This window comes from Pseudomonas sp. PS01303 (genome assembly GCF_029959385.1).
GTDB lineage: Bacteria > Pseudomonadota > Gammaproteobacteria > Pseudomonadales > Pseudomonadaceae > Aquipseudomonas > Aquipseudomonas rustica.
The window spans coordinates 1-21490 of record NZ_JASCPK010000103.1 but is presented as its reverse complement, the minus strand read 5'-3'; the positions used below and the strand labels follow the sequence as shown (position 1 = coordinate 21490).

General features: G+C 60.2%; 17 protein-coding genes. All 17 read left to right on the top strand.

Annotated elements, in window-relative coordinates; translation table 11 throughout:
• The first annotated feature begins 276 nt into the window (after positions 1-276).
• Entirely contained in the window at positions 277-723 is a 447-nt protein-coding gene (locus QMX93_RS22440) for a DUF411 domain-containing protein (RefSeq protein ID WP_282358016.1), read from the top strand.
• Positions 723-1157 (top strand): YqaA family protein, encoded by a 435-nt coding sequence (locus QMX93_RS22435; RefSeq protein ID WP_282358015.1) that lies wholly within the window; start codon positions 723-725, stop codon positions 1155-1157. The genes QMX93_RS22440 and QMX93_RS22435 overlap by 1 nt, the downstream gene beginning before the upstream one ends.
• A gap of 88 nt (positions 1158-1245) precedes the next feature.
• Positions 1246-2292 (top strand): alpha/beta hydrolase, encoded by a 1047-nt coding sequence (locus tag QMX93_RS22430; protein WP_282358014.1) that lies wholly within the window; start codon positions 1246-1248, stop codon positions 2290-2292.
• Between the two features lie 13 nt (positions 2293-2305).
• The gene (locus QMX93_RS22425; RefSeq protein ID WP_282358013.1) at positions 2306-3259 is read left to right on the top strand and encodes a D-2-hydroxyacid dehydrogenase family protein; all 954 of its coding nucleotides are present in this window, start codon (positions 2306-2308) and stop codon (positions 3257-3259) included.
• Between the two features lie 664 nt (positions 3260-3923).
• A complete protein-coding gene (gene glgA, locus QMX93_RS22420; RefSeq protein ID WP_053120566.1) occupies positions 3924-5510 on the top strand; it encodes a glycogen synthase GlgA in 1587 nt (528 codons plus the stop codon).
• 32 nt (positions 5511-5542) lie between these two features.
• Complete coding sequence (treZ, locus tag QMX93_RS22415; protein WP_282358012.1) at positions 5543-7345, top strand: malto-oligosyltrehalose trehalohydrolase; 1803 nt, start codon at positions 5543-5545, stop codon at positions 7343-7345.
• Positions 7342-9420: a 4-alpha-glucanotransferase gene (gene malQ, locus QMX93_RS22410; protein WP_282358011.1), complete on the top strand. Its 2079-nt coding sequence runs from the start codon at positions 7342-7344 to the stop codon at positions 9418-9420. The genes treZ and malQ overlap by 4 nt, the downstream gene beginning before the upstream one ends.
• Positions 9417-12185, top strand: coding sequence for a malto-oligosyltrehalose synthase (locus tag QMX93_RS22405; RefSeq protein ID WP_282358010.1), 2769 nt, complete (start codon positions 9417-9419; stop codon positions 12183-12185). Before malQ ends, QMX93_RS22405 begins: the two co-directional genes overlap by 4 nt.
• 27 nt (positions 12186-12212) lie before the next feature.
• On the top strand, positions 12213-12527 hold the full coding sequence (locus QMX93_RS22400; protein ID WP_282358009.1) for a DUF2934 domain-containing protein: 315 nt from the start codon (positions 12213-12215) through the stop codon (positions 12525-12527).
• 324 nt (positions 12528-12851) lie between these two features.
• Positions 12852-15011, top strand: coding sequence for a glycogen debranching protein GlgX (gene glgX / locus QMX93_RS22395; RefSeq protein WP_159812411.1), 2160 nt, complete (start codon positions 12852-12854; stop codon positions 15009-15011).
• Between the two features lies 1 nt (position 15012).
• Entirely contained in the window at positions 15013-16011 is a 999-nt protein-coding gene (locus QMX93_RS22390) for an acyl-CoA dehydrogenase (protein ID WP_282358008.1), read from the top strand.
• Positions 16008-16766, top strand: coding sequence for a PIG-L family deacetylase (locus QMX93_RS22385; RefSeq protein WP_282358007.1), 759 nt, complete (start codon positions 16008-16010; stop codon positions 16764-16766). The genes QMX93_RS22390 and QMX93_RS22385 overlap by 4 nt, the downstream gene beginning before the upstream one ends.
• Positions 16763-17362: an SAM-dependent methyltransferase gene (locus tag QMX93_RS22380; protein ID WP_282358006.1), complete on the top strand. Its 600-nt coding sequence runs from the start codon at positions 16763-16765 to the stop codon at positions 17360-17362. Before QMX93_RS22385 ends, QMX93_RS22380 begins: the two co-directional genes overlap by 4 nt.
• Entirely contained in the window at positions 17359-18018 is a 660-nt protein-coding gene (locus tag QMX93_RS22375; RefSeq protein WP_282358005.1) for a glycosyltransferase, read from the top strand. Before QMX93_RS22380 ends, QMX93_RS22375 begins: the two co-directional genes overlap by 4 nt.
• 181 nt (positions 18019-18199) lie before the next feature.
• Complete coding sequence (locus QMX93_RS22370; RefSeq protein ID WP_053120587.1) at positions 18200-18958, top strand: PIG-L family deacetylase; 759 nt, start codon at positions 18200-18202, stop codon at positions 18956-18958.
• A 234-nt stretch (positions 18959-19192) separates the two neighbouring features.
• Positions 19193-19975 carry an endonuclease/exonuclease/phosphatase family protein gene (locus tag QMX93_RS22365; RefSeq protein ID WP_053120620.1) on the top strand — a complete coding sequence of 261 codons (783 nt, stop codon included), beginning with the start codon at positions 19193-19195 and terminating at the stop codon, positions 19973-19975.
• Between the two features lie 322 nt (positions 19976-20297).
• The gene (locus QMX93_RS22360; protein WP_282358001.1) at positions 20298-21368 is read left to right on the top strand and encodes an autotransporter outer membrane beta-barrel domain-containing protein; all 1071 of its coding nucleotides are present in this window, start codon (positions 20298-20300) and stop codon (positions 21366-21368) included.
• Positions 21369-21490: the final 122 nt, after the last annotated feature.

Below are 21490 nucleotides of genomic sequence, written 5' to 3'. Positions count from 1 at the left end.
CTGTGGGAGCGAGCCTGCTCGCGAAAGCGTGCTGTCAGTTACGACTTTGGTGACAGGACTTCCGCATTCGCGAGCAGGCTCGCTCCCACAGGGTCAAGTGGTATGCACAAAAATCTGACAAATTTGTCATCCCGCACTCAGCTGGCTGTCAGCCTTGATCTACGATCATCCTGCTGGTCTGTCTTGTAGCAACTGGAAACACTCCGTTGAAGCCGGGCAGGAAAAACCGGTCAAAATACGTTCTTTTTCGACCGCCACTCGACTCGAGAACCTGTCATGCGAACCCCTCTACGTCTGCTCACCCTGAGCGCCCTGTTCATTTCTTCCCTGGCGCAAGCCGCCGATCTGATCCCGATCGAAGTTCACCGCGACGCCAATTGCGGCTGCTGCAAGAAGTGGATCAGCCACCTCGAAGCCAACGGTTTCAAAGTTGAAGACCATGTTGAAAGCGACATGAGCAGCTTCAAACAACAACACGGCGTGCCACCGCGTCTGGCGTCGTGCCACACCGCAATCATCAATGGCAAATTCGTCGAAGGCCATGTGCCGGCCGATCAAGTGCTGGCCCTGAGCAAGCGCGATGATCTGCTCGGTGTCGCCGCGCCGGGCATGCCGATGGGCTCGCCGGGCATGGAAATGGATGGCATGAGCGATGCTTATCAAGTGATCGGCTTGAAGAAGAACGGCACTGACGTCGTGGTGGCGGACTACCCGGCTCATTGATGGGTGCAGCATACGTCGGGCTGTTTTTTGCCGCGTTCGGTGCGGCAACGTTATTGCCGTTGCAGTCCGAGGCGTTACTGGTCGGGTTGATCGTCAGCGAGCGCTACTGGCTGTGGGGGTTGTTGGCGGTAGCGACGCTGGGCAATGTGCTCGGCTCGCTGGTCAATTGGTGGCTGGGGCGCGGGATCGAGCGCTTTCAGGAGCGCCGCTGGTTTCCGGTCAGCGCCAAACACATGGCCACGGCGCGCAAGCACTATGAGCGTTACGGTCATTGGTCGTTGCTGCTGAGTTGGCTGCCGATTATCGGTGACCCACTGACCCTGATCGCCGGCGTCATGCGCGAACCGCTCGGACGCTTTCTGCTGATCGTCACACTCGCCAAAGGCGCGCGCTATGGCGTGCTGGCCCTGTTAACTCTCGGCTGGCTCGGTTGAACCATCAGCCGCCGACATTGCCTGTGTGTTTAACGTCGCCGTAATGCGGCCATTCCAGCATCGGCCGATTTCCATGGAGTTTGTCCCTATGTCCAACTCGTTAAACCGCTGGTTGCCCGGCCTGTTTCTCAGCGCCGCCCTGCCCCTGTTTGCGCATGCCGCCACTGAAACCGCGCCCGCCGAAGGCCCGGCGTATGGCCCGGAACTGCAGGGGTTCGAATACCCTTACACGCTTAAACACTTCGCCTTCCAGTCCCAAGGCAAATCCCTGCAAATGGGTTACATGGACGTCGCCGCTCACGGCAAGGCCAATGGCCGCACCGTGGTGTTGATGCACGGCAAGAATTTTTGCGGCGCGACCTGGGACAGTTCGATCAAAGCACTGAGCGAGGCCGGTTACCGGGTGATCGCGCCGGATCAGATTGGTTTCTGCTCCTCCAGCAAACCCGACAACTATCAGTACAGCTTCCAGCAACTGGCGACCAACACCCAGCAACTGCTGAAAGCGCTGGGCATCCAGAAAGCTACGCTGCTCGGCCACTCCACCGGCGGCATGCTGGCCACGCGTTATGCGCTGCTTTTCCCGGAGCAGGTCGATCAACTGGCGCTGGTTAACCCGATCGGTCTGGAAGACTGGAAGGCCCTTGGCGTGCCCTATCGCAGCGTGGATCAGTGGTATGAGCGCGAACTGAAAGTCTCCGCCCAAGGCATTCGCGACTACGAACGCACGACTTATTACGATGGCCGCTGGAAGCCTGAATTTGATCGCTGGGTCGATATGCTCGCCGGCCTCAGCAAAGGCCCGGGCAAGACCCAGGTCGCGTGGAATTCGGCGCTGATCTACGACATGATTTTCACCCAACCGGTGTATTACGAGTTCAAGGACCTGAAAATGCCGACGCTGTTGTTGATCGGTACCTCCGACACCACGGCCATCGGCAAGGACATTGCGCCACCGGAAGTGAAGGCGAAGATCGGTCACTACGACGTTCTCGGCAAAGAGGTGGCGAAACTGATCCCGCAGTCGACGCTGGTGGAATTCCCCGGCATGGGCCACGCGCCACAAATGGAAGAACCCGAGCAGTTCCACAAAGCGCTGCTGGGCTGGCTGAGCAAAACCAATCCCGTTCATTGATGAGGTAAGGCTGATGGCGGTGCAGATTGCGGTAATCGATGACTGGCAAGACGTGGCCCGCAACGTGGTCGACTGGTCTGTGCTGGACGGCATCGGCGAAGTCACGTTTGAACATGATTACCCGGCGGACAACGCCATTTTGGCGCAACGTCTGGGCCGCTATCAGGTGATTTGCGTGATGCGCGAGCGCACGCGTTTCGATGAGGATTTGCTCAAGCGTCTGCCCAATCTGAAGCTGCTGGTCACCGGCGGCATGCGCAATGCGGCGCTGGACATGCCAGCCGCAGCCAAACTCGGGATCAAGGTCTGCGGCACTGATAGCTACAAACATGCAGCGCCGGAATTGACATGGGCGCTGATCATGGCGGCCACGCGCAATCTGGTGAACGAAGCCAATTCCCTGCGCGCCGGGCAGTGGCAGCAGGGTCTGGGTGGCGACCTGCATGGCAAGACGCTGGGCATTCTCGGCCTCGGCAGCATTGGCCAGCGTGTCGCGCAATTTGGTCAGGTGTTTGGCATGCGCGTTATCGCTTGGAGCGAGAATCTCACGGCTGAGCGAGCTGAACAGGTCGGCGTGACGTACGTCAGCAAGCAGGCGCTGTTCGAGCAGGCGGATGTGTTGTCGGTGCATCTGGTGCTCAGCGAGCGCAGTCGCGGCTTGGTCGATGCGCAGGCGCTGGGCTGGATGAAACCGACGGCGCTGCTGGTGAACACCGCGCGCGGGCCGATTGTTGATGAAGCGGCGCTGATCAAGGCGTTGCAGAAACAGCAGATCGCCGGGGCGGCGCTGGATGTGTACGAACAGGAGCCGTTGCCGGACATGCACCCGTTTCGCACGTTGGACAATGTGCTGGCGACGCCGCATGTCGGGTACGTGAGTCGGCAGAATTATGAGCAGTTCTTTTCGCAGATGATCGAGGATATTAAGAGCTGGGCTGCGGGGGAGCCGATTCGGTTGTTGAATTGAGTCATTTCCTGATTGCGATGGTGAAGGTGCCATCGCCTTCGCGAGCAAGCCCGCTCCCACATTTTTGACCGCGTTCCTTCAGATGGAACGCGATCAACCTGTGGGAGTGGGCTTGCCCGCGAAGGGGCACTAACTGTCGCCCCAACAACAAACTGCCCGCACCACAACAGTGCAACCCCCTCCTTCTCCAGCACAAAATTGTGACTGTTCAGTCACCGTTTTAGCCCCCCGCCCAAAAAAAACCTGCACTTCGTCGGTGCGTTTACCCCTGAAAACTCCGGTTACCGATTAAAGCAAACCGATTGTCGAACAATTTACCCATTTGCCCTCGCCCGCTCTAGGATCTGGCCTAGACTGGTTTTCGGGGCACGAAACCGGTTGGTCACATTCCGGAAAAAAAGTCGAAACTTTTGCACGACGCGGCGGGTCATCACAAAGGTAGGGCCGAAGCGGCTGGTGCAATCCTTGCAATAGCCCAAACACCCATTCTGCTTGCGCGTGTTGGGTAGCGTTTGCTCACCGATGCGTGGCGCGTTTGCGCTTGCCGTACGCAGGAGCTGCCGAAGGCTGCGATCTTTTGATCCTTTAAAAGCCAATGATCGCAGCCTTCGGCAGCTCCTACAGAGAGAACACAAGAATCAGATCAACAACACGGGAGATTCATATGATCAGTGCGGCATTGGATATTCAGGGAGAGCGTGCTCACCAATCGATGGGTGAATCGAGCACCATCAGCGTTCCCGGCAGCCGACAGATCAACGTCCCCGGCACCAAAACGCTGACGCCAGTAGCAAGTCAGAATCCCAACAAGAAGAAAGTGTTGTTCGTGACCTCGGAAATCGCCGACCTGGTGAAGACCGGCGGTCTGGGTGACGTGTCTGCCGCCCTGCCCCGTGCCATGGCCCATCTGCACGATGTGCGCGTGTTGATCCCCGGTTACCCGCAAGTGATGCACAGCGAGAACCCGATCCACATCATCGGCGAACTCGGCGGTCATGCTGCGCTGCCTCCATGCAAGATCGGGCGCATGGACATGCCTGACGGTCTGGTGATCTATGTGTTGATCTGCCCGGAACTGTACGAGCGCGAAGGCTCGCCGTATGGCGCCAACAACGGTCGCGACTGGCCGGACAACCATATCCGCTTCGCCCGTCTCGGTCTGGCCGCTGCCGACATCGCCGCCAACCTCGCACAAATCCACTGGTGCCCGGATCTGGTGCACGCCCACGACTGGCCGGCTGGTCTGGCCCCTGCTTATATGCACTGGCGCGGGCAGCGCACACCGACCCTGTTCACCATTCACAACCTCGCGTATCAAGGCGTGACCAGCCTCGGCTCGTGCCCTGAACTGGGCATTCCCAACCATGCCCTGCAACAGGAAGGCATGGAGTTCTACGGCAAGATGTCGTTTCTCAAGGCCGGCATGGCCTACTCGAGCCACATCACCACGGTCAGCGCCACCTACGCGCAGGAAATCACCACCCCGGATTTCGGCTGCGGCCTCGACGGTTTTCTTGCCGCCAAGACCCAGCAAGGTTTGCTCAGCGGTATCCCTAACGGTATCGATGAGAGCTGGGACGCCGCCACGGACCCGCACCTGTTCGCACCGTTCGCCATTGGTGACTGGGAAGGCAAAGCCGTCAATGCCGCCCACGTTCGCGAGCTGTTTGAACTGAATGACTCCGACGGCCCGCTGTTCGCTGTTGTGTCGCGTCTGGTGTATCAGAAAGGTCTGGATCTGACTGAAGCCGTGTCCGAGTACATCGTGCAGAACGGCGGCCAGATCGCGATCATCGGTCGTGGCGAGCCGGAAGAAGAGCAAGCCATGCGCGAACTGGCCCTGCGCTTCCCGGGCCAGATCGGTGTGCGCATCGGCTTCAACGAAACCGACGCCCGTCGCATGTTCGCCGGCAGCGATTTTCTGTTGATGCCTTCGCGTTATGAACCCTGCGGTCTGAGCCAGATGTACGCCCAGCGCTTCGGCTCATTGCCGGTTGCGCGCAACACCGGCGGGCTGGCTGACACCATTGAAAATGGGATTACCGGTTTCCTCTTCGACGAATCCACTGTTGAAAGCTATCAAGAAGCCTTGAGCCGTGCGTTCAAAGTCTTCGCCTATCCTGATTTGCTCAATGCCATGCGTTGCCGGGCAATGGCGGCACCGTTCAACTGGTGCAAAGCGGTTGAACCGTACGCCGAACTCTACGAACAACTGGTGGCCAAGGCCTTGGGTAAAGCAATCCACAAGTAACCGATTCACAAGGAACAAGGAGGTTGTAAACGATGCCGTTCCGGTCTATTGAAACCTGGCCCCACGGCGCGATCATGCTGGATGCCGAGCACACGCAATTTGCGCTGTGGGCGCCAGATGCGTTTTACGTCAGTGTCGAACTCGAAGACGGCCAGTCCCTGCCAATGCTGCCTCAGGCAGACGGCTGGTTTGTGATCAAGGCACGCTGTGCGGCGGGTACCCGCTACCGCTACAACATCGACGGCGAACTGGAGGTGCCCGACCCGGCCTCCCGCGCGCAGGACGGTGGCCTCGACCGCCACAGCGTGGTGGTCGATCCGCTGGCCTATCAATGGCGACACAGTGCCTGGCACGGTCGCCCGTGGAGTGAAGCAGTGATCTACGAGTTGCACGTCGGTGCGCTCGGTGGTTTCGCTGAAGTCGAACAACATCTGGCGCGCCTCGCAGGTTTGGGCATTACCGCCATCGAACTGATGCCGCTGGCGCAATTCCCCGGCGAGCGCAATTGGGGTTACGACGGGGTTCTGCCCTACGCCCCGCAAGCCTCCTACGGCACCCCGGAACAACTCAAACATTTGATCGACAGCGCCCACGGTCATGGGCTGGCGGTGATTCTCGACGTGGTCTACAACCACTTCGGCCCCGACGGCAATTACCTGCACCGCTACGCCAAAGGCTTTTTCCGCGAAGACAAACACACGCCATGGGGCGCGGCGATCGATTTCCGCCGCACCGAGGTGCGCGAGTTCTTTATCGAAAACGCCCTGATGTGGTTGCTCGAATACCGCTTCGACGGTTTACGCCTCGATGCAGTGCATGCCATCGAAGACCCGGATTTCCTCACGGAAATGGCCCAGCGCATCCGCGCGCAGATCGACCCGACCCGGCATGTCTGGCTCACCGTTGAAAACGAACTCAACCAATCCAGCCTGCTCGAATACGACTACGACGCGCAGTGGAATGACGACGGCCACAACGCCCTGCATGTTTTGCTCACCGGTGAAACCGACGCCTATTACGCCGACTACGCCGCGCAACCCACCGAGCAATTGGTGCGGTGCCTGAGTCAGGGTTTTGTTTTCCAGGGCCACATCACCCGCCATGGCGAGCCGCGCGGCGAACCCAGCGAACACCTGCCGTCCACCGCGTTCGTGCTGTTCCTGCAAAACCACGATCAGATCGGTAACCGCGCATTCGGCGAACGCCTGCATCATCTGGCCGACCCGCGCGCCGTGCAGGCAGCGACCGTGCTGTTGCTGCTGTCACCGATGATTCCGCTGATGTTCATGGGCGATGAATTTGCCGCTGAACAGCCCTTCCAGTTTTTCACCAGCCACCATGGCGAACTGGCCGAACTGGTGCGCGAAGGCCGACGCAATGAATTCGCCGCGTTCAGCGCCTTCACCGATCCGCACAAACGCGAGCAAATCCCCGACCCGAATGCCGAAAAAACCTTCCACGATTCACAGCCAAGGTTGATCGGCAATGGCAGCGTCAAACAGCAGGAAACCCTCGCGCTGTACCAAAAGCTGCTGCAATTTCGCCATCAATACATCATTCCGCATCTGTCCGGCACCCAGGCACTCGGCGCGCACATGCTCGGTCACGCGGCGGTCAGTGCACGCTGGCGATTGGGCAATGGCAGTGAGCTGCGAATTGACCTGAACCTCAGCGACACGCCAGTGGTCAACCCTCCACAGACCGAGGCCGTGTGGTTGTTTCAACAGCCACCCACCGTCGATCTATCGGAATCGGGCCAACTGCCCGCGTATTGCGCGCTTGTCAGCCTCACGGCCGCAACCCCTTTGCAACCTCTGGATGGAGAGCGCCTATGAGCGATGCGCAACTGGAAATTCTCGCCAGCCGAGCCGGCCTTGCTGTCGACTGGATCGACGCGAACGGCCGCCCGCAGAAAGTCGCCCCGGCGGTGCTGCGCAATGTCCTGATCGGCCTCGGCCACCCGGCCAGCACCGCGCAGGAAATCGACGCCAGCCTGCTGGAATTGCAAGCCGTGCAACAAGACCGTCATTTGCCGCCGCTGCTGACCAGCGATGTCGGCGTCGGCGTCGATCTGGCGCGGTATTTTGCGCCGGAGACCCCGTGTGAAATCGTTCTTGAAGACGGCTCGCGACTGAACCTGAAACTGGACTCCGAGGCAGTGCTGCCCGGTCTGGTGCCGGTCGGTTATCAGCAGGTGCACATCGCCGATCAATTTTTCACCCTCGCCGTCGCGCCGGAACGCTGCTTCAGCGTCGGTGATGCGGTGGACAATCCGATCCCCCGTGCCTGGGGCCTGAGCGTGCAGCTATATTCGCTGCGTCGCTCCGGCGATGGCGGTTTCGGTGATACTCAAGCGCTGGAAGAACTGGCGCGAGTCGCCGGCGAACGCGGTGCCGAAGCCTTGGCGATCAGCCCGTTGCACGCGATGTTCAGCGCCGACACCGGCCGCTACAGCCCTTATTCGCCGTCCAGTCGCCTGTTTCTTAATTCGTTATACGCCGCGCCCGGTGCGATTCTCGGCGAACGCGCCCTGCGTGATGCCATCGACGCCACCGGCCTGGCCGAGCAGTTTGCGCATCTGGAAGACTTGAAACTGGTCGACTGGCCCGCTGCCGCTGACGCCAAGCAGAAACTGCTGCAAGCGTTGTACGAAGGCTTCGTTGCTGGCGATCACCCGTTGCACCCGGACTTCGCCAGTTTTCGTCACGCCGGTGGCGAAGCGCTGGAAAACCATTGCCGCTTCGAAGCGATTCAGGAAATGCGCGCCGCCCGTGGCGAGAACCTCGACTGGCGGCAATGGCCGGAACACTGGCACGACCCGCGCGGCGCCGCGCTTGAAGCGTTCGCCGAAGAATATGCCGATCGCATCGGCTACTTCGCCTTCTGCCAATGGCTGATCCACCGCTGCCTCGAGCGTGCGCAAACCGCCGCCCGCAGCGCCGGCATGGGCATTGGCCTGATCGCTGATCTGGCAGTGGGTGCCGATGGCGCCGGCAGTCAGGCCTGGAGTTTTCAGGATGAGTTGCTCGCCTCGCTGACCGTCGGTGCGCCGCCGGACATTCTCAATCGCTCCGGACAAGGCTGGGGGATTTCCGCGTTTTCGCCGGAAGGTCTGATTCGCAACGGCTTCCGCGCCTTTATCGACATGCTCCGCGCTAACTTCGCCCATGCCGGCGGTTTGCGCATCGACCACGTCATGGGCCTGCAACGTTTATGGGTGATCCCTAACGGCTCGGCGCCGGCGGATGGCGCTTACCTGTATTACCCGGTGGATGACTTGCTGCGTTTGCTGACGCTGGAGTCCCATCGTCATCAAGCCATCGTTCTTGGCGAAGACCTTGGCACCGTGCCCGACGGTCTGCGCGAAAAACTCATCGCCCGCTCGATGCTCGGCATGCGCGTGCTGCTGTTCGAACAGGACAATACGCATTTCAAACCTATTCTCGACTGGCCGGATAACGCGCTGGCGACCACCAGCACCCACGATCTGCCCACCCTGAATGGCTGGTGGCACGGCCGCGACATCGACTGGAATGCACGCCTTGGATTTGTCGATGCCAACGGCGAAATCGAATGGCGCCAGCATCGTCAGCGTGAGCGCGAAGGCTTGCGCAGTGCACTGAGCCAGGATCCGCAGAACTTCCGCGAAGAGTCCCACGAGGCCGATCAAGTCGTCGATGCCGCTGTACGCTTCCTCGGCCACACCCGTGCGCCGCTGGTATTGCTGCCACTGGAAGATGCGCTGGGCATCAACGAACAGGCGAACCTGCCCGGCACCATCGATACCCACCCTAACTGGTCGCGTCGCTTGCCCGGCCCCAGCGAAGCGTTGCTCGACGGCGTCGATGCCGCACGACGCCTGGAACTGCTGGCTTGCGCGCGTCTTCAGGCTGCCGAGCGTGACCAATGAACCAAACGCTTATCCAGCCACTGCGCGCGACGTTGCGCCTGCAATTCCATAAAGGTTTTACCCTCGAACAAGCGGTGCCACTGGTGCCGTACTTCGCTCAAATGGGCATCAGCCACATTTACGCTTCGCCATTGCTCGCCGCCCGCGCCGGTTCGATGCACGGCTACGACGTGGTCGACCCGACGCAAGTCAACCCGGAACTCGGTGGCGAACCGGCCCTGCGGCGTCTGGTCAGCACCCTGCGCGAACACAACATGGGGCTGATCCTCGACATTGTGTCCAACCACATGGCCGTCGGTGGTAACGACAACCCGTGGTGGCTGGACTTGCTGGAATGGGGACGACTGAGCCCGTATGGCGAGTTTTTCGATATCCAATGGCATTCGCCCGATCCGCTGATGGAAGGCCAGTTGTTGCTGCCGTTCCTCGGCAGTGACTACGGCGTGGCCTTGCAGGACGGCACGTTGAAGCTGCATTTCAACGCGCAGACTGGCAGCTTTTTCGTCGAGCATTACGACCATCACTTTCCGATCTGCCCGAATGATTACGGCGAGATTCTCAAGCACGAAGAAACGCTGAAGCCTCTCGCTGACCGTTTCAGTGCGCTGAGTTATCAGACCGACGCGCATTCGCTGGCGGTTCCGCTGAAGGAAGAACTGCGGCAACTGGCGAGCGATGCGCAAGTGCTGCAAGCGATTGAAAACAACCTCAAGCATTACGACTCGACCACCGAGGAAGGTTTCCACGCGCTGCATCAATTGCTCGAGCGGCAGAGCTATCGCCTGGCCAGTTGGCGCACCGCCGCGGATGACATCAATTGGCGGCGCTTCTTCGACATCAATGAACTCGGTGGTTTGCGCGTTGAGCGTCCGGCAGTCTTTGAAGCGACTCACGGCAAAATCTTCCAGTTGGTCGCTGAAGGTCTGGTCGACGGCTTGCGTATCGACCACATCGACGGCCTCGCCGATCCGCGGGGTTACTGCCGTAAATTGCGCGGGCGTCTTGACCTGATCGCGCCGGATCGACACCTGCCGATCTACGTCGAGAAGATCCTCGGCGCCGGCGAAACCCTGCACCGCGACTGGGCAGTGGACGGCACCACCGGCTACGAATTCATGAATCAACTGTCGCTGCTGCAACACGATCCGGACGGCGAACATGTGCTCGGTGAGCTGTGGCAACGCCGCACGGAACGCCCCGCCGCGTTTATTGAAGAGGCACAACTGGCGCGTCAGCAGATCCTCAACGGTTCACTGGCCAGCGATTGCGAAAGCGTTGCGCAGGCCTTGCTGCAAGTTGCCCGCGACGACCTGATGACCCGTGACCTGACCCTCGGTGCCATCCGCCGCGTATTGCAGGCGCTGATCATACATTTCCCGGTGTACCGCACTTACATCAGCGCGACGGGCCGCTCGGCGCAGGACGATGTGTTTTTCCAGCAAGCCATGGACGGTGCGCGACCAACGCTCAGCGAGGCCGATTGGCCGGTGCTCGATTGCGTGGCGGCGTGGCTCGGTGGCACGCCGTGGCGGCGCAAACCGCTTGGCCGCTCGCGGAAAATCCTCAAGCACGCCTGCGTACGCTTTCAACAACTGACATCGCCGGCAGCGGCGAAAGCCGTGGAAGACACCGCGCTGTATCGCTCGGCAGTGCTGCTGTCGCGCAATGACGTCGGCTACAACACTGAACAATTCAGCGCGCCGGTCAGTGATTTCCACGAGGTCAATCAGCGGCGTCTCGCCGAATTCCCCGACAACCTGCTCGCCACCGCAACCCACGATCACAAACGTGGCGAAGACACCCGCGCGCGTCTGGCCGTCCTCAGCGAGCGCAGTCACTGGTACGCCGAGCAAATCGAATTGTGGCGCGCCCTCGCCCGCCCGGTTCGGGTTGACGACCAAGTGCCGTCGGCCGGTGATGAACTGATCCTTTATCAAGCCTTGCTCGGTAGTTGGCCGCTGGATTTGCGCGACGACGATCAACAAGGTTTCGCCGACTACGCCAAACGCATCTGGCAGTGGCAACAGAAAGCCTTGCGCGAAGCCAAGTTGCAAAGCAGTTGGAGCGCGCCGAATGAAGCCTATGAAAATGCGACCCAGGCCTTCACCGAAAAACTCCTGACCGGTGAAGACGGCGAGTTGCTGCGGGCGGCGCTGGCCAAGACGGTCAGCAGTATCGCTGCTGCCGGCGCGCTCAATGGTTTGGCGCAAACCTTGCTGCGCATGACCGTGCCGGGGGTGCCGGACCTGTATCAAGGCAACGAGTTCTGGGACTTCAGCCTGGTCGATCCGGACAATCGCCGGCCGATGGATTACGCCGCTCGCGAGCAGGCCCTGCAGAAGCCTCTGCCACCTGTGGAACTGCTGACGCACTGGCGTGACGGGCGCATCAAGCAAGCCTTGATTGCGCAGGTGCTGAACTTGCGCGCCGAGCATGCCGAACTGTTTCGGCATGGCTCGTACCAGGCCCTGGAGGTGCTGGGCGAGCAGGCGCACAACGTGCTCGCGTTTGCCCGCGAACACGAGGGGAAACACGCCATCGTGATCGTTCCGATCCGTTGCGCGACGCTGCTGGAAAACAGTGCTGTACCTCAGGTCGATGCGCTGCGCTGGGGCGATACCCGGGTGGTTTTACCGTTCGACGCCTCTGACACAAACCTGAAGGGACTTTTTCAAAGCAGCGCAGTCACAAAAAACAGGGAGCTGAAAATCAGCGACGCGCTGGGGGATGTCCCGGTCAATCTCTTTATCCAACACTTAACGTAAGCATGAGTTCAGTTCAGGAGCATTGCGATGAGTACCGACGATAAACGCATTCGCGAATTCGCCTATCAAATCTGGGAATCGGAAGGGAAACCTGAAGGTCATGAGGAGCGCCACTGGGAGATGGCGCGCAAACTGGCTGAAGCTGAAGCCTTGGCACCGAAGAAAGCCCCGAAAGCGGCGGGCAGCAAAACCGCTGGCAAGGACGCTGAAGTGAAAACACCTGCTGCCAAACCGAAGGCAGCGGCCAAGGCCAAGCCAAGCAGCGCCGCCAAGGTGATTCCACCCGGCGAAAAACCCGCCGAGAAAAAGCCACGAGCGCCGCGCAAGCCTTCGGCGATCTAACGCTTTACCGACGATTGAATTGAACTGAATGACCGTGTGGCGGGCTTGCTCGCCACCGAGGACGCGTTCGTCCTCAAGAAATACACAAAATCCCTTGTTTAAACCGGCTTCTGTGGTGAATGGATTTTTGTGGCGAGGGGATTTATCCCCGTTGGGTTGCGAAGCAGCCCCAAATGCTGCACTTGCGGAGTGTCAGACATACCGCGTGCAATGGTTTTGCGACTGCTGCGCAGCCGAACGGGGATAAATCCCCTCACCACAAAATCTCGCTCCTACCGGGAACCGGTTTCAACTGAACTGTCCCCGTTTTTTGCAGGAGCAATCATGACCCGTCCAAAAAAAGCCGAGCCCGCCGCGCACGCTGAGCCTTCGAGAATTCGTGAAGGCCTGCCCTTCCCGCTCGGTGCGACCTGGGATGGTCTGGGGGTGAACTTTGCGCTGTTCTCCGCCAACGCCACCAAGGTCGAACTGTGCATCTTCGACGATGCCGGCGAAGTCGAACTCGAACGCATCGAACTGCCGGAATACACCGACGAGATTTACCACGGCTATTTGCCCGATGCGCACCCGGGGCTGATCTACGGCTACCGCGTTTACGGCCCTTACGATCCGGCCAACGGCCACCGCTTCAACCACAACAAATTGCTCATCGACCCGTACGCCAAACAACTGGTCGGCGAACTGAAATGGTCGGAAGCGCTGTTCGGCTACACAATCGGCCACCCCGACGCCGACCTCAGTTTCGATGAACGCGACAGCGCGCCGTTCGTGCCCAAGTGCAAGGTCATCGACCCGGCACACACCTGGGGCAACGACCAGCGTGTCAGTGTGCCGTGGGACAAAACCATCATTTACGAAACCCACGTGCGCGGCATCAGCATGCGTCACCCCTCGGTGCCGGAAAACGTGCGAGGCACCTTCGCCGGTCTGATGAATGACGATGTGCTCAAGCACATTCGCAGCGTCGGGGTTTCGTCGGTCGAGCTGTTGCCGATCCACGCCTTCGTCAACGACCAGCACCTGCTGCAAAAAGGCATGACCAATTACTGGGGCTACAACAGCATCGCGTTTTTCGCCCCAGATCCGCGTTATCTGGCCAGCGGCAAGATCGCCGAATTCAAAGAGATGGTTGCGCACCTGCACGAAGCCAATCTCGAAGTGATTCTCGACGTGGTCTACAACCACACCGCTGAAGGCAACGAACAGGGCCCGACCCTGTCGATGCGCGGGATCGACAACGCCTCTTACTACCGCTTAATGCCCGATGACAAACGCTACTACATCAACGACTCCGGCACCGGCAACACACTGGATCTGAGCCATCCGTGCGTGCTGCAAATGGTTACCGACTCGCTGCGTTACTGGGCCACGGAAATGCATGTCGACGGTTTCCGCTTCGACCTGGCGACCATTCTTGGCCGTTATCACGATGGCTTCGACGAACGTCACAGCTTCCTCGTGGCCTGCCGTCAGGATCCGGTGCTGCGTCAAGTGAAAATGATCGCCGAACCGTGGGACTGCGGCCCCGGTGGCTATCAGGTCGGCAACTTCCCGCCGGGCTGGGTCGAGTGGAACGACAAGTTCCGCGACACCGTGCGGGCCTTCTGGAAAGGTGATGACGGCCAGGTTGCCGATTTCGCCAGTCGCATGACCGCGTCCGGCGAGATGTTCAACCAGCGCGGACGTCGGCCGTATTCGTCGGTGAACTTCATTACCGCGCACGACGGCTTCACCCTCAACGATCTGGTCTCGTACAACGACAAGCACAACGAAGCCAACGACGAGAACAATCAGGACGGCAGCAACAACAACCTGTCGTGGAACCACGGCGTTGAAGGCCCGACTGACGACCCGGAAATCAACGAACTGCGCCATCGGCAGATGCGCAATTTCTTCGCCACACTGTTGCTGTCGCAAGGCACGCCGATGATCGTTGCCGGCGATGAGTTCGCCCGCACGCAAGATGGCAACAACAACGCGTATTGCCAGGACAGCGAGATCGGTTGGGTCAACTGGGATCTGAGCGAAGACGGCAAAGGCTTGCTGAAATTCGTCAAACGCCTGATCAAGCTGCGCCTGGCTTATCCGATTCTGCGCCGCGGACGTTTCCTGGTCGGCGAGTACAACGAGGACATCGGCGTCAAAGACGTCACCTGGCTGGCGCCGGACGCCACCGAGATGACCACCGAGCACTGGCACGATGCACACAATCGTTGCCTCGGCATGCTGCTTGATGGCCGCGCGCAAGAAACCGGGATCCGCCGCAAAGGTGCCGATGCGACCTTGTTGCTGGTGGTCAACGCGCACCACGACATCGTTAACTTCACCTTGCCGGAAGTGCCGGACGGCGGTTTCTGGACGTGCATGATCGATACCAATCAGCCTTCGATTCGTGGCCAGGAGCGCTTCGATTTCGGCCATGAATATTCAGTGACCGGCCGTTCGCTGCTGCTGTTTGAACTGCAACACGAAGAAGAAGATTGATATGGATCTGCACTGTTATCTCGCCCGCAAACCGCCGGATTATGCCGACACCCACGCCCTCGGCCAGTGCCTGCGAGCGATGGTTGAGGCCGGGCTTGACCGCTTGCCGTTACCCGGCAGCGGTCTGACGCTGGAGCGCTTTCAGCATTTAGCCGCTGTCGGCGGGCATGATCTGGGGTTATGCAAACTCTATGAGGGGCACACCGATGCACTGGCTATCATCGAACAACTCGGTGGTACGCCGACGCCCGGCAGCACGTGGGGGATGTGGGCAGCGGAACCGCCGCAAGCCCGGGTGAAGGTCAGTCCGGCCGGGCATATGGTCGAGTTGAATGGACGCAAAGCCTGGTGTTCCGGCGCGGCGGTACTCAGTCATGCGCTACTGACGGCGTGGGACGCCGATGATCAACAGCAATTGGTCGCGGTGGCGCTCGATCAACCGGGTGTGACGGTCACTGATGAAGGTTGGCGCGCCGTGGGCATGGGCGCGACTGGCAGCGTCGAAGTGTTGTTCGATGGCGCTGAAGGTCAGGCCATCGGCAATCCCGGCGACTACTTGCAACGGCCGGGTTTCTGGCAGGGCGGCATTGGTATTGCCGCCTGTTGGTACGGCGCGGCGCAGCAGATTGCCGAGCGGTTGCGCAAGCAGTGCGGTCAGCGTGAAGAACCACATGCCCTCGCCCATCTCGGCGCCGTCGACAGTGCCTTGCAAGCGGCGGCGGATGTTTTGCGCTTCAGCGCTTTGCATATTGATGCAAACCCTGAAGACAACGCCGAACTGCTCGCCCGTCGCGCCCGCGCAGTGGTCGAGCAGTCTGCCGAACAGGTGATCCGTGAAGTCGGCCGGGCAATGGGCGCCGGGCCTTACTGCAAGGATCGCCACTTCGCCCGACTGATCGCTGACCTGCCGGTGTTCCTCCGGCAAAGCCATGCCGAGCGCGACCTCGCCGCCCTCGGCCAACTGATTGCCCAACAACCCGATGAGGTCTGGTCGCTATGAGAGCCAATCCGATCGTCGGCCAGGGAACGACCCTGCATCAATGGCAAGGCTCGCGGCATTTGGCGGAGCTGCAAAGCATCGACGTGCTGAGCCTGGTACCACCCGGATCGCGCGCGGTGATTATTGCACCGCACCCGGACGATGAAGTGCTGGGTTGCGGCGGTTTGCTGCAACTGCTCGCCGCTGCCGGGCGCCCGTTGCAACTGATTTCGGTCACCGACGGCAGCGCCAGTCATCCCGGTTCCGAACGCTGGCCGGTTGAACGCTTGAGCGTGATTCGGCCGCAAGAATCCGCTGAAGCGTTGCGCCGCCTCGGCCTGCCAATGCATCGGTTGAAATGGTTGCGCGGTGGGTTCACCGATACTCAAGTGGCTGCTCAGGAACAGCAATTGCGCACGTTCATCGAAAGCCATCTGCGCCCCAACGACGTGGTGTTTACCACGTGGCGCGAAGACGGCCATTGCGATCACGAAGCCGTCGGCCGTGCCAGTGCCGAAGCCGCGCGTCAGGTCGGCGCAACCTGCCATGAGCTGCCGGTGTGGACATGGCACTGGGCAACCCCCGAAGACGCCTTCGTGCCGTGGCAACGTGCGCGCAAGATTCTCCTGACGCCGGCGCAAGTCGCGCGCAAACGTCACGCGGTGCACGCTTTTGCCAGTCAATTGGAAGGCGACGCTCAAGCCGGGCTTGCACCGGTGTTAGCGCCATACGTGATCGATCGCCTGCTGCAGCCTTTTGAAGTGGTGTTTTTATGAGTGTCGATGATCGCTATTTCGACGGCCTGTTCGCCGGCAGCGACGACCCGTGGGCCTTTCGCGAGCGCTGGTACGAGCAACGTAAACGCGCGATCACCCTCGCCGCCCTGCCGCGTCCGCGCTACCGAGCGATCTTCGAACCGGGCTGCGCCAACGGCGAGTTGAGCGCAGAGCTGGCCGGTCGCTGCGATCGTTTGTTGTGCTGCGACACCGCCGACGCAGCGGTGCGTCTGGCGCGAACCCGATTAAGTCTGTTCGACCACGCCGAAGTTCGCCAAAGTCGTCTGCCGGGGGACTGGCCGGAGGAAAAATTCGACCTGATTGTATTTAGCGAAATCGGCTACTACCTCGACCGCGATGATCTGACAGCCGTTGCCCAACGCATGGGCCAGTCCTTGGCTGCAGACGGGCAAGTGCTCGCCTGTCACTGGCGCCCGCCGATTGACGACTGCCCGTTGAATGCGCGGCAGGTTCACGATTTGCTCCACGAACATTTGCACCTGCCACGTCTGGTTTTGCATCAGGAAGCGGACTTCATTCTGGAAGTGTGGAGCCGCGAACCGCGCTCCGTGGCAGCGCTGGAGGGCTTGCGATGATTGGCATCCTGATTCCGGCGCACAACGAGGAAGACTTGCTCGACGAGTGCCTGAGTGCCGCATTACGCGCCAGCAAACACGGACTGCTCGCCGGCGAACGGGTCGACGTATTGGTGGTACTCGACAGTTGCACCGACCGCTCGGAACAGATTGTCAGCAAATATCCAGTTTTGAGCTTGAATATAAAAGCGCGCAATGTAGGTCAGGCGCGAGCGACCGGTGCGCGGATGTTGCTGGAGCGAGGGGCGCGGTGGATATCCTGCTCCGATGCCGACAGTCGCGTGGCTGACGACTGGCTGGTGGCGCAACTGGGATTAGGCGCCGATGCTGTGTGCGGCACGGTGACGGTTGAGCGCTGGCACGAGTCGTTCGATAAAGCGGCGCAGATTCGTTATCACAGCCACTATCGGGCGGGTGATGGCCATCGGCATATCCATGGCGCCAACCTCGGCATCAGTGCTGACGCATACCGTTTGGCCGGTGGTTTCGAACCGCTGGCCTGTGATGAAGATGTACAACTGGTGCGGCAACTGGAGCTGACCGGCGCCAATATTGCGTGGAGTCATCGGCCGTTGGTGCACACCAGTGCGCGGCTCGACAGCCGAGCGCAGGGCGGATTCGGCGATTATTTGCGAAACCTAGTACAGATAGGCTAAAAAAAAGCGTATCAGATTGCTGGGTTTCGAGACGAATCGTGGTTCATGAGCAATACTCTGTTGCGCGGCAATCCAGGGTTCGGAGCGTCGTGTAGCAATCAACCAGCCTTCAAGCGTCGGACACGTTGAGCAACGTTGCCAGGCGCACGACTGAGGGCGAAACCAACAAGGACGTCGCAACATGAAACCGTTATCCCTCAGTGAAAGCAGTTCGACCGCACAGATCTGGAACAGCGCCCCGCAACTCGACAATATTCCCGTCATTAATACCCGAAGCCTGGTGCCCGCTGGTGCGCGCGCTGTGATCATCGCCCCGCACCCGGGGGATGAAGTGGTGATGTGCGGCGGCCTGCTGCAATTGTTTTCCGGCCTGGGTCATCCATTGCAATTGCTCTCGATTACCGACGGCAGCGCCAGTCACCCTGGCTCGCGACAGTGGTCGGAAAAGCGCTTGAGCGTGTTCCGACCGCAGGAGAGTGTCGAAGCCCTGCGCCGACTCGGCCTGCCCATGCACAGCCTGAAGTGGGTGCGCGGCGGGTTTACCCACAATGCCCTGCTCGACCAGGAACGCCAACTGACGGAGTTCATCAGTCGCTACCTGCGCCCTGGCGATGTGGTGTTCAGCACCTGGCGCGGCGATGGCATTGACGACCATGAAGCGGTTGGCCGCGCCGCCGCTGAAGCGGCAGAACAGGCCGGGGCGACCTTTCACGATGTGCCGGTCTGGGCCTGGCACTGGCCCGAGCGCGAACAGAAACTGATTCCCTGGGAGCGCGCCCGCAAGTTAAGGCTCGACACCTGGACAGTCGCGCGAAAAAGCCACGCCACCCACGCCTATGCCAGCCAACTCAAGGGCGAACCGGCAATCGGCATCGCGCCAATGCTGCCGCCAGTGATCCTTGAGCGGATGCGCCTGCCGTATGAAATCGTGTTTGTCTAACGCTCACGCGGTGTGCCTGCCACGACCATGCTGAACGGGCCGACGCCTTCGCGAGCAAGCTTTGCTCCTACATTTTGATCTCCACCCGATTCAAAACCTGCACGCCCTGTAGGAGCAAAGCTTGCTCGCGAAAGCGGTATGCCAGGCAACGCAGATATTGATGGGTGTTCAAAGGAACTGCCGCCCCAACGCATCAGTCGCATGAATAGGCAGTCAGGATTCAGAGGAGTGAACGTGTCCAGCGATCTCAAGCGTCATGTGGTCGACGCGCCAGTCATTCATCGCTTGCGCGTGCTGACGGTGAATACGCACAAGGGTTTTACCGCGCTGAATCGGCGCTTCATTCTGCCGGAACTGCGTGAAGCGGTGCGCAGCACTTCGGCGGATCTGGTGTTTTTGCAGGAAGTGGTCGGCGAGCACGAGCGGCATTCCAGTCGCTACAACGAATGGCCGCAGACCTCGCAGTATGAATTTCTCGCCGACAGCATGTGGAGCGACTTTGCCTACGGGCGCAACGCGGTTTATCCCGATGGCCACCACGGCAATGCGTTGCTGTCGAAATATCCGATCCGCGAATACCGCAATCTCGATGTTTCAATCACCGGCCCCGAACGCCGAGGCCTTTTGCACTGTGTGCTCGATGTCCCGGGCCATGCGGAAGTACACGCGATCTGCGTGCATTTGAGCCTGCTCGAAAGCCATCGCCAATTACAGCTGCAACTCCTCTGTCAGTTGCTCGAATCGTTGCCCGAAGATGCACCGGTGATTATCGCCGGCGATTTCAATGACTGGCAGCTCCAGGGCAACGCCGCCCTCGCCCGCCGCGATTACCTGCACGAGGCCTTCGAACGTCATCACGGCCGTCCGGCCAAGACCTATCCGGCGCGATTCCCGTTGCTGCGCCTCGACCGGATCTACCTGCGCAATGCCAGCAGCCATGACCCGCGAATCCTCGGCAACAAGCCGTGGACACATCTGTCCGATCACTTGCCGCTGGCCGTTGAAGTGCATTTGTAATCCTATGCCTGCGGGCTAAAACGTCTACGCCGCAGGTTTTGCGGCGTTCTTCCCAATAAACATCACCTTAGATATGTTCAGAAAAACAGACAGTTGCGTCGTCTGATATCTCTCCTACCACTCATCGCGCAGTTTCTTGACGCAAGCCCCTCAGTCTTCTTAGCTCAACCTTACTACCCCCGGAAACACTGTCCGGGGCGAGCCTTCGGACACTCGCGAAATCGAGCGGCCACGGTTCGCCCCGCTCCATTCGGTCGCCCCTCGTTCGGGGTAGGAGAGACGCCACACAGAGACAGCGCATGCGATAGCAAGGTAGACCTCCATGAAAACTTCATTCACCTCAGCAGAGATCAAAGTTACTTTTTGCACAGTGTCGAGTTCTATCTTGCTGTGTTCATCCATGGAGGCGCAGGCCGGACCTGCGGCGGATGAGACGGCGGCGTGGTATCGCCAGGATGTTCCGGTGATGACCTTGCCCGCAACGGTGATCACCCCGGATCGACAACGTTTCAGTCCACGCCCGGATGTGCAGGGCGCCAAGCTGATCACCGAAGACATTTCCCCTTCTGCCTGGGATCAGCTCTACGGCAAAAGCGCCCGACAGGCGCAAATCGATGTCCAATCGGCAGGTTTCGCGATGCCCGGCAGCGGCGATCTGAAAGGCCCGGCGGTGCTGACCCTGCAAAGCGGCAGCGGGCATACGCAAACCATCGGACTGATCGGCGGGGTCAACCAGATTCAAGGCAACGGCAATGGTTTAATCACCAGCCGCGCCCTCGCCGACCCGGCTACTGACACCCTCAACCTGCAAGGCCAGAGCCTCGGCGCTTATTACAGCCTGACCGGGCCGCAAGGCTGGCACGTTGATCTGACGGCCAGCGGTGGCCGGGTCAACGGCTTTAGCCGTAACGAACAAGGCGCGCGGCAGTTGACCGAGGGCAGCGCCATGACCTTTTCCGTTGAGGGTGGCTACCCGATCGGTCTGAGCGAAAACTGGGTGGTCGAACCGCAGGCACAACTGATCAATCAGCGCATCACCCTCGACACGCCGTATGCCGGCAATGGCAACGCCTCGTCCAGCGACATCACTTCGTGGAGCGGCCGGGTCGGCGCACGGTTGAAAGGCAGTTACGATTTGAGCGGTCTGCCAGTCGAGCCGTATGTGCGCACGAACCTGTGGCACACGGTGTACACCGGCAACACGGTGACGCTGGATCAGGTCGACAAGATCAGCAGCAGCCGCAATTCCTCGTTTGTCGAGTTGGGACTGGGCCTGGTGGCGCGGGTGACGCCGTCGGTGAGTTTATATGTGAGCGCGGATTACAGCAGTGATGTGGATGACAATGATCTGAACGGGATTATTGGTAGCTTGGGGGTGCGGATGCGGTGGTAGACAGCGGGTATTGATGTTGTCTGCGCCGACGCCTTCGCGAGCAGGCTCGCTCCCACAGGAGGTATGCATTCCAAATGTGGGAGCGCGCCCCCGCCCCCACGGCCCCCCCCGGGTGCGGGTCA